The following is a 14,983-nucleotide window of genomic DNA, read 5'->3' on the forward strand; positions in this document are numbered from 1 at the left end:
CCTCACGCCTGCACTGCTTATTACCTAATCTAAAACGCTATGAGCGCACTACAACGTATGAAAAATGCTTTAACGAAATGGCTTGTCCTGTTTTTATTGTTTCCCTTTTCACTCACTGCACAAAATGCACATACCGATGTAAAAGGCATGGTGCGTGATGAACAGGGACGCGCCTTGCCTGGTGTTAGTGTTACGGCGAAAAAAGCAGACACTGCCTTTTCTGCAACCGCTGAAAGCAAACCCGACGGGGTATTCAGTTTCAGCCAGCTGCCTTCGGGCAATTATGTGTTTACCCTTTCACTGGTGGGGTACGAAACACAAACCCTTAGCGGGTATGAATTAAAACCAGGTGCCACTGCATCACTCGTGGTAAAACTGCAACAGAAAGAAAGAGCCCTGAGCGAGGTAGTGGTAGTGGGTTACGGCACGCAGCGGAAAGAAGAACTCACCAGTGCCGTATCGTCCGTAAAAGCAAAGGATTTTGTAAAAGGATCGGTGAATGATGCATCGCAGCTGATACGCGGCAAGGTGGCGGGTTTAAATATTATTACGCCAGATGCCAACCCTACCGGTACTTCACAGATTTTGCTGCGCGGGCTGAATTCTATCAGTAATGCAGGCGCCAACCCGCTGATACTGGTTGATGGCATTCCCGGCAGTTTAACTACTGTGGCCCCGGAAGATATTGACCGCATTGATGTGCTGAAAGATGGTTCTGCTGCGGCTATTTACGGCACGCGCGGTACCAACGGGGTTATACTTATCACCACCAAAAAAGTAAATGGTGAGCTGCCGCCCACTGTAGAACTGAACAGTTATGCCACCATACAAAGCATTGCCCGCAAGCTGGATGTGTTTAGCGCAAACGCTTACCGGCAGCTGGTAGCACAGCAAAAGCCCGGTGCCATGGATTATGGCGCCAATACCAACTGGCTGGATGAGATTACACAAACACCGGTATCGCAGGTGTACAGCATTAACCTGAAGGCAGGCAATAAGAACACGAATTACATTGCCAGTTTTGAATACCGCAGCCTGAATGGGATCATTAAAAAAACAGACAACAAATTCTTTTACCCGCGTTTTGAAATAAACCACAATATGTTTAACGGTAAGCTGAAATTCAATGGCAATGTAAGCGGTTACCAGCAAAGCTATTTTGCCGGTGCCGATGGCGGCAGCTACCGTGGCGATATTTATCGCAATGCCGTAACATACAACCCTACCGATCCCGTGAAAGCGCCCGATGGAACCTGGACGCAACATACAGACAAAACGGACTATGTAAACCCGGTGTCCCTGCTCGAAGAAACAAAGGGTGAAAACAAATACACCGATTTCAGAACCTTTGGTTCACTGAGCTTTTTGCCGGTTAACGGGCTTACGTTTAAACTGCTGGGCTCACACGATGAACAGCACAGTACACGCGGCTACTACGAAACCAAGCAACATATTTCTACTGTGCGCGATGGTAAAAATGGCTATGCATCCCGCGGCACCACGCGCAGCACCGACGACCTGGTAGAAGCCACCGCACAATACAGCGGCAGCTGGGGTGCACATAACTTAACAGGTCTTGCCGGCTATAGCTGGCGCAAACAGTACTCTGAAAATTATTACATGCAGAACTGGGATTTTCCTTCTGATTTTTTTACCTACAACAATATGGGTGCAGGCAAGGCTTTGTCAAGGGGAGAAGCAGTAGAATACAGTTATGCAGAGAAGTCAACCCTGCTCAGTTATTTCCTGCGGCTGAATTACAATTTCAAAGAGCGTTACCTGTTGTCTGCAAGCATACGCCGGGAAGGTTCTTCGCGTTTTGGCGCCAACCACAAGTATGGCAATTTTCCCGCAGTATCTGTGGGCTGGAACATCCAGAAAGAAAATTTTATGCGCAATGTCAATTTCCTGAGTTCGCTGAAAATACGTGCAGGATATGGCATCACCGGCACCGAACCATCCGGTCCGTACAAGTCGCTTAACACGATTGATTTTAACTCATTCGCTTATATCAACGGCGAATGGATACAGGTCATCAGTCCCTCGAAAAATCCCAATCCTGATCTGCGCTGGGAGAAAAAGAAAGAAGGCAACCTGGGACTTGATTTCGGTTTATGGAAAGACCGGCTGACCGGTTCGGTAGATGTGTACAAACGCACTGTTGATGACCTGATACTCGATTACAACGTGCCCACCCCGCCGTACCTGTTCCCGACCATTACGGCCAATGCGGCCACCATGCAGAACAAGGGTATTGAAGTAACATTGAACGGTGTGCCGGTGCAGGGCAAACATTTCAGCTGGTTTACATCAGTGAACTATTCAACCAACAGCAACAAGGTAGTGTCTTTATCCAATGACAAGTTTTCGGTGAAGGCCGGTTATTTTGACCAGGGTGCAACCGGTGAACCCATTCAAACCATTACCCACAGGGTGCAGATAGGGCAGCCGGTAGGCAATTTCTGGGGATATAAATCGGTAGACATCGATGACAATGGCCACTGGATAATACAGGGGCAGGATGGCAAACCCAAGCCCATTGCACAACAGCAACCCAATGATAAAACCATTCTCGGCAATGGCCTGCCCAAACAATACCTGAACTGGAACAATACCATTACCTGCAAAAACTTTGACCTGAATGTGACCATGCGCGGCGCCTTCGGTTTCAGCATCCTTAACATGGCGCAGATGTTTTATGGTGTGCCGGTAATGCTTACACGCGGCAACCTGCTTACCAGTGCGTATAACAATGTATACGGCAAACGCCCGCTGGCCGATGACCAGGAGCTGCAGTACGTGAGCTATTTTGTTCAAAAGGGTGATTACTGGAAAATCGACAACATTACACTGGGCTATCATTTCGATCTGCACAGTGAACACATCAGGGGATTGCGGTTGTATGTATCGGGCTCCAACCTGTTTACCATTACAGGGTACAAAGGCATTGATCCCGAGGTAAGCATCAGCGGACTTGCACCCGGTGTAGACGACCGCAACCGTTATCCATCTACCAGGACATTCACCTTAGGCGCTAACATCAGCTTTCAATAACACCATATGAAAAAGTTAACCACCATATATATTCTTTTAGCCGTTGCAACCTTTACAGCCTGTAAAAAAACGCTGGACGAGCAATCGTATTCAGCGGTAACACAGGAAAACTACCAGTATACCGATAAGGATTATTATCCGCTGATCGGTAAAGTGTATGCCAACCTGCGCAGCATGTGGGGCGAGCAGGATTATTACATGGCGCAGGAAGCCACCACAGATGAAATTGTAATGCCCGCCAATGCATCCGGCTGGGATGATGGCGGCATTTACAAACGCATGCACCTGCATATCTGGAATGCTGATCAAAGCCAGATCACCAATACCTGGAGCAAACCATTTGCAGGCATCCTGAATGCTAACCTGATTATTGAGTTGTTAAGTACCGGTAAAGTGCCTGTGCCTGCTGATGTTAACAAGAACGCAGCGCTCGCTGAAATGCGTGTGGCACGGGCATTTTATTACTGGCTTATCTGCGACAATTTTGGTGACGCCCCGCTGGATACCACTACCAGCAAGGAGTTGCCTTCCAAGGTAACCCGCAAAGAAGTATACAATTTTATTGTTGCTGAAATCAACAATGCACTGCCCTTGCTGAGCGAAGAAAAAGGCACTTTGTATTACGGCCGTTTTAATAAATGGGCTGCGAAGGCGCTGCTGGCAAATGTGTACCTCAATGCGAAAGTGTATACAGGTGAAGAACACTGGAATGATTGTTTAACACAGTGCAACGATATTATTAATGGCGGCGGGTATAGCCTGGCCCCCAATTTCAGGGACAATTTTGTAACCGACAACAGTGGCTCTCCTGAAATCATTTTCGCCATTCCCTTTGATGAAATACTGGGTACCAATTTTTATGTGTACATGTACTCCTGGCATGCGGCATTGCGTGCAAAATACGATTTGCAAACTACGCCGTATGGCGCAGGTTCATCCAAAGGCATCCCGCAGTTTATCAATACCTACGATACCGCAGATGGCAGGCTTGCAGATACCTGGCTGATGGGGCCGCAGTTTGCAGCAGATGGTGTTACGCCTTTATTGGGTTCGTATGATTTATCGGGCAAGCCGCTTGTGTTTGCCAACAGCATGCCCGATGGTTTGTACACCGGCGAAGCAGATGGATACCGGATGAACAAGTTTGAAGTAAAGATGGGCGCCAAACGCGACCTCAGCAACGACTTCCCGTTTTTTCGCTATGCGCAGGTGCTGCTGATGAAGGCGGAGTGCCTGCTGCGTACCGGTAACAGCGGCGAAGCTGCTGCGCTGGTAACACAGGTGCGTACCCGCAATTTTAAAACAGAATTGTCCAGGGCTGCGGTAACCCCGGCCGACCTGCTGCGCGATTCCCGCTACAGCTGGGGATATGTAGAGCACTACCAGGTAACCGATAAAGGCAATGTAACACCCGTTGAATTTGGCGGTTTGTATGATGAGCTGGGCTGGGAGTTTGCATGGGAAGGTTACCGCAGGCGCGATATGATACGGTTTGGCACTTTCACCGGTAAAAGCTGGTTATCGCATAAACCGAATGGTGACTACCGTTCAGTGTTCCCGATACCGCAGCCGGTGATTGATGCAAACCCTAAAATGGTGCAGAACCCCAATTACCAATAACCGCAGGCAGGCTGTATGGCTGCAATCTGCCCGCATAAACACCCTTTGCGTATGATGAGAAAAACCGCATGGGCCTTAATGGCCGTCTGGCTGCTCGCCTCCTTTAAACCCGCACATGATCCCGGGGATGCACGTTCGAGCAGAAGCAGTTTTGTATCGCCTGTATTCAGGGAATTACCCCTGGGCGATATTCAGCCACAGGGCTGGTTATTACACCAGCTGCAGATTATGCGGGACGGCACTACCAGCCACCTCGATGAAGTATACAACCGCATGTCGGAAGACAATGGCTGGCTGGGTGGTGCCGGTGACGGAGGAGAAGAAACGCCTTACTGGCTGGATGGCGCTGTACCGCTTGCCTATATGTTGCGCGATGCTTCGCTGATAAAAAAGGTGAAGCAATACATTGACTGGACACTCGATCACCAGCGGCCTTCCGGCTATTTTGGTCCGTACACCAACTGGGAAATGCGCACCGGTAAAAAAGTAGATGTGGCCAACAGTGTATATGGCGACGACTGGTGGCCGCGCATGGTAATGCTGAAAGTATTGCAGCAGTATTACCTGGCCACACACGATAAACGGGTGGTGCCATTTATGACGCGTTATTTTCATTACCAGCTGAACGCATTGGGTAAAACACCGCTGAGCTTCTGTTCTGAATGGGCCAGTTCACGCGGGTCAGACAATGTGATGATGGTGCAATGGCTGTATGGCATTACCAGCGATACCAGCCTGCTTTCACTGGCAGCTGTTATCGAAAAACAGGCATACCCCTGGGGCCGCTGGTTTGGTGATGACCGCTGGATTATACATACCACCAATTACCGCAACACCGATACACTCATGAACCGCCATGCCGTGAATGTGGCCATGGGGTTAAAAGCGCCTGCCATCAGTTACCAGCGTACCGGTGATAAACAGGAATTGTTTAATCTTAAAAAAGGGTATTACAACCTCATGATGGTGCATGGCCTGCCCATGGGCAGTTTTTCGGGTGATGAAGATTTAAACGGCAACGATCCCAGCCAGGGATCGGAGTTGTGTTCAATTGTTGAAAGCATGTTTTCCCTGGAAAAGATCATCGAGCTTACCGGTGACGCCAGTTATGCCGATCCGCTGGAAAGACTAGCCTTTAATGCATTGCCGCCGCAGACTTCGGATGACTATAACCACAAGCAATATTTCCAGGTGGCTAACCAGGTACAGATAAGCAAAGGCGTGTTTGATTTTTCACTGCCGTTTGAGCGGCAGATGTGCAATGTACTGGGCATGCGCAGCGGTTACACCTGCTGCCTCGCCAATATGCACCAGGGGTGGACGAAGTTTGCTTCACATCTCTGGTATAGTACAGCTACCGGCGGACTGGCGGCGTTAACCTACAGCCCGTCTACCTTAACTGCCAGGCTGGGGCGCGATTCAGTACCTGTAACCATACAGGAAGTAACCGATTATCCATTCAGCAGCGATATCAGTTTCCGTTTAAAGATGGACAGCGCAGTGGTATTCCCGCTGCAACTGCGGGTACCTGCATGGTGTAATGAAGCAACTGTATTGCTGAACGGGAAACCATTGCAAACAGGCAAAGCTGGCTCGCTGCTTACGTTGTACCGCGCCTGGCAGCCGGGTGATGAATTGCTGCTGCAGCTGCCTATGGAAATTCAGACTTCTATCTGGGGCCGTAATTCAAGAACAGTAGAACGTGGCCCATTGGTATATGCGTTAAAGCTGAATGAAAAATGGAAGAAAGGACATGATAAAAGGGAAGGAGATTATTACAGTGTATACCCGGCGAACGACTGGAACTATGGCCTGCTGGAAGATGCAGTGGAAAAACCCGGCGAAGAAATGCGTGTAGAATCCGGCGCGCCCGTAAATGCAGCGTTTGTATGGAACCTGGATCATGCACCACTGCAGATCAAAGTTCCCGCGCGCACAATTCCTGGTTGGAAAGCAGTGAACGGTGTGTCTGAGCAACCCGTAAACGACCGCACCGGCGTGTACCGCGGAAAGGTTTCCAACAAAACGGAAGACGTAACGCTGGTGCCGTATGGCTGCACGAAGGTGCGTGTAGTGGCATTCCCCGTTGTAGCTGCTGCGAAAAGATAGCGATAATCATACATTGTTGATAGTTGGTTGATGCAATAACAAACAGGGAGGCAAAAGCCTTCCTGTTTATTTATACGGGGTTAGTCAAACGTTTGCGTGGTAAACAAAAGCAGCTGATCATCCATAACAAAATATAAAATCTGTTTTAGCGTGTCATTTGTACACAATGTAACATTATGTTTGCGGCCCCTTGACGGTTGTTATGCCTTCATCAATTAACAGGAACGTTACGGATACCGGGCCGTAAGCATGTGTAGTGTATGAAGTATATTATTTTTATCGGCATATTTCAATCGTTGATCGCATTGGTAATTGTGGTTTCAGGCAAGCGAAAACCCTTGGCAGATAAGTATTTGACGTTATTGCTGGTATGCTTGTGCGTGCATCTTATAATAAAATTCGTGATGTATGCGGTGATCGGTAACTCTGTGCTCAATGCAACTTTCAATACATTTATTGGTCTGGCCTATGGCCCGCTCTGCTGGTTTTATGCGAAAAAAACGGCTGACAGCCGGTTTCGTGCCAAAAGTTACTGTTACCTGCTTTTGCCATTTATTATTGCGGCTGTTTGTTATTGCTCCATCAGTATATACATCTTGCTGTTTAATGTCATTCCGTTGCAGGCGATGCATTTATATAATCTTATTACGTTGCCCTTAACCGTTGTTACGCAGGTAGTGCTTTGTATTGGCAGCTGGCGGGTTGCGGGCCGTTTAAACAATTTCTGGCAGGCAGAACAGCAATTGATCAGGTTAATCAATGGCTTACTGCTAACGATAAATGCGATGGTGCTTGTTCAATGGTTGGTGCGGCTTGCATTGTTCCTGAATCACACTGCCTATTCTGCTGCCACAGATACTTACCTGCGCTTTGCGGCATACACTGTTATTTTTATCTTGGGTGTTGTTATCTGCTGGCATAAAATGAAACAACGCGGCTGGCTGGATCTGATGCCTCATATGGCCGAAGCCTGTGCGGCTATTGCCATGGAAGCTAAAGAAGCAACTGCACCTGTGCGCCCAAACCTGCTGAGCGATGTACAGCAAAAGGTGCTGGTGGATACTATTGAAGCGGTGCTGTACAATAAAAAACTATTCCGCGATGCAGACCTGTCTATGGAGCAGGTTGCCATATTAACCGGCGCCCCGCGTATGCACATAGCCGAGGCATTAAACCGTTACCGGGGAGAAACCTTTCACACATGCATCAACCGTTTTCGCATAAACGATGTGCTGGAGCAGCTGGAGCGTGCAAAAGACAAGCAGGCAGCGGCAGATGTATCGGTCATTGCTTTTGAAGCAGGCTTCAAATCAAAGCAGGCCTTCAATTTCAGCTTCACCAAAGTAATGGGCATGACGCCGGCAGAATACCTTCAACTGAACAATATCAGGTTGTGAGCGGTTTGATTGCTCTGTTGCTTAATGGTGAAACAAATAAACACTCATTCCAATCGCCCGTAAATCGCAGCCCATCTCGGTTGTTGCTGCAATATGCTGAATGCGGGCTGCTGCAGGGATTTTTTACTGATGGCATGGCGTAGTTGCAGCAGGTTCAGGAAATCGAGCGCAATGTCTTTGTACTGCTGTTCGCCTGTTTGTGTGGCAATACGGCAGAAAATTACGGCAGCCTGTAATTGCTCCTCGTTGCTCATACCGCCTGCAATCATCGAGGCATTGTTATAACAGTCATACACTTTTGGAAAAGCCTGTTGCTGGTAGGCTTGTGCTGCACTGTCCAGTAATGATTGAGACAAATGTTGCAGGCTGTCTTCCCGGTGCCTGGCTGTTGCAGCATTAACAGGCTGGTAAGTGAAGCCATAACTGAGCGCATAAACAGCCAGCACCGGTAGTCCGATCGCTTTTCTGCGGCGGTCTGTCACTTCTTCCTGTGCAATGGTGCGAAAGCCGTTGGCTTGTCCTTGTTGTGTCCAGTTTACCTGTGTTCCGTAAAACTGCGGGTAGTTTAAATTGCATTGCACACGATCGTACAGGAAAGCATAATGTGCAGGATCTGTTTCAGTGCTTTGCCTGATCTTTTTCATCGAATCAAGTGCAGCCTGCTGAAAAGGAATGTCTGCATCGGCATGTTGTACCAGCAGCCAGAAATTGTTCTGGCCATCTTTTCCCACGCTGCTGATAGTGGGCCAGCCATATTGTTGCAGTATGGCTTTTGCCTGTTCACGGTTTTCGTTGCCGGTCGTGTAGATGTTGTGGTGTATACGCTGCAAAGCAGTGTCATTGGTAGTTTGCGCTGCCTGGTAACGCAGTTGCTGTTCTGCCAGGGCCATCTGGTTAATGCGCTTGCGCAGTGCAGGCTGTTTCAGTGTTTGCGCAAAACTGTTTTCGTTTGCCACGGCATTTTGTACCAGTTGCTGCCATTGCGCGGGCGCTGCATATTGCAGGTAGCTGAAATAGGCATCCTGTTGCAGCCATGCCGCATCGTGCCAGCCCTTTTGCAAAGCCAGTTCCAGGTAATAAAAAGCCTTGCCGGCATTGCTGTCTAACGCATAAGCGCCGGCCGCCTTGTAGGCATTGAGTGCATCGGGTGGCTGAATGGCAAATGCCTGCTCAAAACAACGGATGGCATTGTGATGGTCTTTTTGCAAATGGTACAAACCGGCGCGGGCAATGGCCGCATCGTAAGCCGTGTCGTACTGGGCGCCGGCATGCAGCGCAGGTAACAATAAAAACAAAAGTAAACGCAGGAAAGAAAGGTTCATAGATGCAGCTGTGATTGCTTTGGAAGATACCTATTTTAACCGGAGTGCGCAAACACAGCTGCAGCAGCGGTAGCTATTACGGAGCAACGGCTTCAAAACGCGCCAGCGGTGCCATCCTGGCCTTGTTTAAGGATAACTGGTTACCGCTGATGGTATAATTATCGGCTGTTTGCAATGCCTGCAGCAGTTTGGTTTCAGTAGTCATGTCAATGCACGCCATTTGCGTGGATGCCATTTGCGAAAAGCTGATGCGGCTGTGGTCTTTTATATCGTAACTGCCGTTAAAGGTGTTACAGCCACCGTTACCGGTTATTCTTTTATCGGTTGCATTAAGCAGTATGCCGGGTATTTTACTGTTGCCGGTAACGGTTACCGGCTGGCCATACAATTCAGTAAGCCGCCATTGTTTCCCTGTGATGCCGTCACCGGCAGCAGCTGTTGACTGTTGTGTTTTACAGGAGCAGGATAAAGTTATAGCCAGGCCTGCAAGGAGGTATAAAAAGTATGGTTTCATTAAGGTGCAGTTTGTTTGAAGATCATATTACAAAATAAACGCCACAAAATATTGCCGGCAGCTGTGGGGCAAGCGGTACATTCTTAACGCAACAGGAACAGGCATGCAGGCCCTTTGGTTCATGAGGGGTATATACGCAGAAAAAAGATGAAAATATTTTAGCTAATTCGTTTATGCAAGGCCGGTCTGTAATGGCTTGAAATAGAATAATTTGTACCCGGGATGATGAAATGCCTATGGAACATACGCCCATAATGTATTGAAACACAGAATCGAACGGGATTGCTAAAAGTTTTTTAGCTCTTCATTTATTGGTAGCTTACCTGTGCCAAATGAAAAGCTATGGATGTACTGCACACGCTGTATCATGAGTTTGTAGGGTTCTTCAATGTTGATGGAGTAGTTAAGTTATTCCGCACGGGGAACTATCAGTCTTTACTCACCTGGGATGGTATTACGGCTGCTATCGGTCCCTTTATTCCCTTTTTGTTAGTTATTGAGATCATCAGGGCTGCTGTTTACAAGCGGTTTAAGATAGAAGATTACCGTGTTCCCTTTCTCATATTTGTATTCAACCGTTTTATCGGCCGGTTTATTTCCCTGGCAATGGTAGCGCTGTGCATCGGCTTCTTTTCGAAGTATGCCATTTTCACCGCCACCAATACCTGGTACTGGTTTATTTATGGTTATATCGTATGGGAATTTGGCCATTTCCTGTACCATTATTGGGGGCACAAAGTGCGGTTGTTCTGGTGTTTGCATTCACAGCATCATACGCCGGAAACGATGAACCTCTCCGTAACCTATGCACACTTTTTTTTAGAAGGTGCCTACGCAGATGTGATACGCACCACAGTTTGCATACTGCTGGGTGTTAACCCTTTTATGCTGGGTGTTATTATGTTTATTGATGGTACCTGGGGCGCATTTATTCATGTGGGAGAAAATGTAATTAAAGATGCGCGCTTCGGATTTATCGGCCGGTTAATTTTAACACCATCACATCACCGTGTGCACCACGCAAGAAATCCATTGTATATGGATACCAATTTCTGTAACCTGTTAAACATATGGGACAGGGTGTTTAAAACCTACGAGCCGGAAAGAAGGGATATTACTATTGAATACGGCATCAGTCGCAAAGTGAACATGAAAAACTTCTTTGATGTGTATTTCGGCGAGTTCTATTATCTGTTTAAAGATGTAGTCAAGGCACCCGGACTTAAAAACAAGCTCCTGTATATTGTTATGCCGCCGGGATGGAGCCATACCGGTGAGCACAAGACAGCCACGATTGTTAAACGCGAATACAGGGAGCAGGAAGCTGCTTCCCAACAAACTGCAACAATACAGCCTGCATATGAACAAGAGAAAGCCATCTGCTAATCAGCCGGCCACGCGCCGGCGTTTTATACGCGAAACAACCATCACCCTCGGAGGGATTTTTATTATGCACGATCTTTTAGCCCGCGACAAGGGAAAAGTATATGGGTACAACAACATGCTGTATACTGTTGATACTGCATGGAGCAAATGCAACCCGCAGCAATATCCTGTGAACGATTGCCATGAAATGGTGCAGGACAAACAGGGCCGCATACTGCTGCTGACCAATGAAACAAAAAACAATGTACTTATTTACAATACCAGCGGCCAGTTGCTGGATGCCTGGGGACATAATTTTCCCGGTGCGCATGGGTTAACATTGCACGATGAAAACGGTACCGAGTATTTGTATATCACCGATACAGTAAAACACCAGGTATACAAAACCACGCTTACAGGCGAAATACTGCTTACCATTGATGCGCCGCTCGACGCAGGCATTTATACCAAACCGGAAACCTTTGTGCCTACAGAAACCACCATTGCCGATAACGGCGACATTTTTATTGCCGACGGTTATGGCGCCCAATACGTATTGCATTACGATAGCAAGGGAAAACTGCTGAACTATTTCGGGGGAAAGGGCGAAGGTGACGAGCACCTGGATAATGCACATGGCATACTGATAGATAAGCGCACACACAATGGCGGGCTGCTGGTGACAGACCGTACACGCAATTGTTTCAAGCGTTTTACCATGGATGGCAAACTGCAGGAAATTATCCATTTACCGGGTGCCTGTGTATGCCGCCCTGTAATACATGGTCAACACCTGTACGCAGCGGTGCTGCGTTCACCGGATATGAACAAGGAAGGCTCAGGCTTTGTAACCATACTCGACAAACACAACAAAGTGGTGAGCAATATCGGCGGCAGTGAGCCAACCTACGTAAACGGCCAGTTGCAGCCCATGTCGCAGACAGACAAGTTATTTGTACATCCGCACGACGTGTGTGTAGACAAAGACGAGAACCTGTACGTAGCACAGTGGGCATCGGGCAAAGTATATCCCTATAAATTAAAACGAACTGTTTAGGAACAGCCTGTTCCTGGAAAGGCGGCCTGTCGGCCGCCTTTTTTTATGGCCTGCCGGGCATAAAAAGGCGTAAAAGCGGCAGAAAATGAGGGAAGCAGCTGGAGAAAAAAATGGTCGGCGGGAATTCACCGTTTTTTCAATTATGCAACTGGAATCAATATGGATATTGCATTGATGAAAATTAACTCGGTGGAGGCATAGATTATGAAATATTTTTATGCCTGCCATATCGAGACCGCCCGGTAAAAAAAGTATACAGGCAATATATTTACGCCGTAAATTAAGCCTGATAATCCATCCCTTGGCAAACCTTGATCAGTTAAGCCATTCTTTTCCAGACTTTACGGTAAACCTTTATAGCTGTCGCTTCAGGTGCCTGAAATAGGTAAGATGGGTCATTGCGTAGTCAATGATTACCTGGTCAATCTTGTTTTATTAGTCAACCTTTTCGGAACAATTGTTATGTACGCCAACTAAACCAAATCCTTTCTTATGAAATTTAAGCGACAAGAAGGGGCGGCCGGGGGCCGGGTGGAAAAGAGTGAATATGTTGTGGAGGAAAGCCTGGACAGGGTCTTATTCAGCAATATTGCGGCCGGGGACCCGGTTGCATTCAAAGCGCTGTTTGATTCTTACAAACGCCGTATTTACGCTGCTGCCTATAAGTTTACCTCATCTGCCGAAGCATCGGAGGAAATTTTCCAGGAAGTATTTGTGCGTATATGGGTATACCGCGCCAACCTTACCGAAGTACAACATCCGTACTCTTATATTTACCGCATACTCTCCACCGTGGTGTATGAACACGCCAAACGCAACAATAAACGGCAAACCATAGAACTGCTCGAAAGCATTGAAGCCGACTTGGCTATTAATGATGCCGATGATTTTGTGCATGGCCGCGATATGAAGCGGCTGATACAGGAAGCCGTAGAGCGCCTGAGCGACCAGCGCAAGAAAGTGTATGAACTGCGTTTTAACCAGGGCATGGCTTACGATGAAATAGCCGGTCTGCTGAAAGTTTCTCCCTCTACTGTACGCAACACCTTTATGGAAGCCCTGAAACTGATTCGCAAACATGTGGTACGGTATTCAGGTGAGGCGCTTGTGTTTTCCATTTTGCTGGCATTTTGCTAACAGTGGAAGGGCTTGCTGCCATGTTTTGTTGCTGCCTGTGATAAAGGGCTACACTTTTTATAAAAAGTTGTGCGCCTTCCTAGACAATTCATAACAATTATCATTCATTACTGAAGGCACAAATTCCTAAAATTTGTAAATATGAAAACAGGAATAGATGCTGACCGGTTACAACTGTTATTAGAACGGATGTATACAGGTGAGTTAAACAGATCGGAAGAGCAGGAACTGAGAGAGCTGATGTTACAGCCCGGGGCGGGCAAAATTCTGTCGGCCGTGGATATAAACATGCGGTCTATTGATGAAGAGGAACGTTTTTCTGATTCTCCTTTTAACAGCGATGCAGGTTTTGCTGCCTTATTTCAAAATGCGCAAAGCAAAGAGATCGCTGAGCATGCGATACATACAACTGCTAAAGTAAAAAGCATCCGGGGTTTCTCATGGCTTTGGGTGGCTGCAGCTTTACTCGCGGTGCTTGTTGGTGGCCCTGCAGTGTATAAAATGTACATTCGTAAGCCTGCTGATACAGTGGCTTCTGTAAAGCCTGCGCCTGTTTCTGATTTTGCACCGGGCAGTAACAAAGCCTGGCTTACTTTAGGCAACGGGTCAAAAATATTACTGGATACTGCGAAAAACGGCGCCATTGCTACAGATGGTTCGAGCCAGGTAATTAAACAGCGGGATGGGCAGCTGGCCTATCAGCAGGGTAATGCCGGTGGCGCCAACACATTTAACACGCTTGAAGTGCCCAAAGGTGGTCAGTATAAGTTGACATTACCCGATGGTACACAGGTATGGCTTAATTCCGCTTCTTCACTACGGTATCCTACACAATTCGGCAATGATAACAGGGAAGTAACCTTAACAGGTGAAGCTTATTTTGAAGTGGCGCACGTAACGGCGGCGGGTAAGCGCGTTCCCTTTCATGTAAAAATTACAGGCGCCAACGGTTTGCCGCAGGATGAAGTGGAAGTGCTGGGTACCCATTTTAATATCAAGGCTTATGCAGAAGAAGGACTGGTAAAAACTTCGTTGCTGGAAGGTTCGGTTAAAGTAAACCACCAGGGCATTACCAAAGTAATCACGCCGGGTGAGCAGGCAGTGGTGAGTGCAGGTAAAAAAGATATACGGGTAAGCGAGGAAGATATGAGTGAAGTAACCGCATGGAAGCAGGGTATGTTTGCTTTCAATGAAACACCGATACAGGAAATCATGGCCCAGGTAGGGCGCTGGTATAATGTAGAGGTAGAGTTTCAGGCGCCGGTATCGTTGGATTTTACCGGTACTTTAAATCGAGATTTGCCGGTATCCCGCTTGCTCCATTTGCTTGATTTGACAGGTAAGGTAAAATTTACGCTGGTGGAAGGAAAGGTAATTGTTACACCGTTATAAAACTGATCATGGATTC

At 47.5% G+C, this 14,983-nt stretch carries 10 protein-coding genes; 8 read left to right on the forward strand and 2 right to left on the reverse strand.

Annotation, left to right across the window (positions count from 1 at the left end):
• The first annotated feature begins 39 nt into the window (after positions 1-39).
• The 4 genes from DXN05_RS14105 (at position 40) to DXN05_RS14120 (ending at position 8,180) form a co-directional block, all read left to right on the forward strand.
• Positions 40-3,054, forward strand: coding sequence for a SusC/RagA family TonB-linked outer membrane protein (locus DXN05_RS14105; RefSeq protein ID WP_116847902.1), 3,015 nt, complete (start codon positions 40-42; stop codon positions 3,052-3,054).
• Between the two features lie 6 nt (positions 3,055-3,060).
• Positions 3,061-4,674 carry a RagB/SusD family nutrient uptake outer membrane protein gene (locus tag DXN05_RS14110; RefSeq protein WP_116847903.1) on the forward strand — a complete coding sequence of 538 codons (1,614 nt, stop codon included), beginning with the start codon at positions 3,061-3,063 and terminating at the stop codon, positions 4,672-4,674.
• 51 nt (positions 4,675-4,725) lie between these two features.
• A complete protein-coding gene (locus DXN05_RS14115) occupies positions 4,726-6,783 on the forward strand; it encodes a beta-L-arabinofuranosidase domain-containing protein (RefSeq protein WP_245975211.1) in 2,058 nt (685 codons plus the stop codon).
• Between the two features lie 650 nt (positions 6,784-7,433).
• A complete protein-coding gene (locus DXN05_RS14120; RefSeq protein WP_158559251.1) occupies positions 7,434-8,180 on the forward strand; it encodes a helix-turn-helix domain-containing protein in 747 nt (248 codons plus the stop codon).
• 44 nt (positions 8,181-8,224) lie between these two features.
• Here the strand turns inward: DXN05_RS14120 and DXN05_RS14125 are convergent, their stop codons facing one another.
• Both DXN05_RS14125 and DXN05_RS14130 read right to left on the reverse strand, forming a co-directional pair.
• The gene (locus tag DXN05_RS14125; protein WP_116847905.1) at positions 8,225-9,502 is read right to left on the reverse strand and encodes a DUF6624 domain-containing protein; all 1,278 of its coding nucleotides are present in this window, start codon (positions 9,500-9,502) and stop codon (positions 8,225-8,227) included.
• A gap of 76 nt (positions 9,503-9,578) precedes the next feature.
• On the reverse strand, positions 9,579-10,016 hold the full coding sequence (locus tag DXN05_RS14130) for an META domain-containing protein (protein WP_116847906.1): 438 nt from the start codon (positions 10,014-10,016) through the stop codon (positions 9,579-9,581).
• Positions 10,017-10,358: 342 nt separating this feature from the next.
• Between DXN05_RS14130 and DXN05_RS14135 the strand changes: the two genes are divergently transcribed.
• From DXN05_RS14135 to DXN05_RS14150, 4 genes are all read left to right on the forward strand, one after another.
• Positions 10,359-11,402 (forward strand): sterol desaturase family protein, encoded by a 1,044-nt coding sequence (locus DXN05_RS14135; protein WP_116847907.1) that lies wholly within the window; start codon positions 10,359-10,361, stop codon positions 11,400-11,402.
• Positions 11,377-12,438, forward strand: coding sequence for an NHL repeat-containing protein (locus tag DXN05_RS14140; RefSeq protein WP_116847908.1), 1,062 nt, complete (start codon positions 11,377-11,379; stop codon positions 12,436-12,438). Before DXN05_RS14135 ends, DXN05_RS14140 begins: the two co-directional genes overlap by 26 nt.
• A 492-nt stretch (positions 12,439-12,930) precedes the next feature.
• On the forward strand, positions 12,931-13,575 hold the full coding sequence (locus DXN05_RS14145) for an RNA polymerase sigma factor (RefSeq protein ID WP_116847909.1): 645 nt from the start codon (positions 12,931-12,933) through the stop codon (positions 13,573-13,575).
• Positions 13,576-13,716: 141 nt separating this feature from the next.
• A complete protein-coding gene (locus DXN05_RS14150; protein WP_116847910.1) occupies positions 13,717-14,967 on the forward strand; it encodes a FecR family protein in 1,251 nt (416 codons plus the stop codon).
• Positions 14,968-14,983: the final 16 nt, after the last annotated feature.

The organism is Deminuibacter soli (assembly GCF_003412455.1).
GTDB lineage: Bacteria > Bacteroidota > Bacteroidia > Chitinophagales > Chitinophagaceae > Deminuibacter > Deminuibacter soli.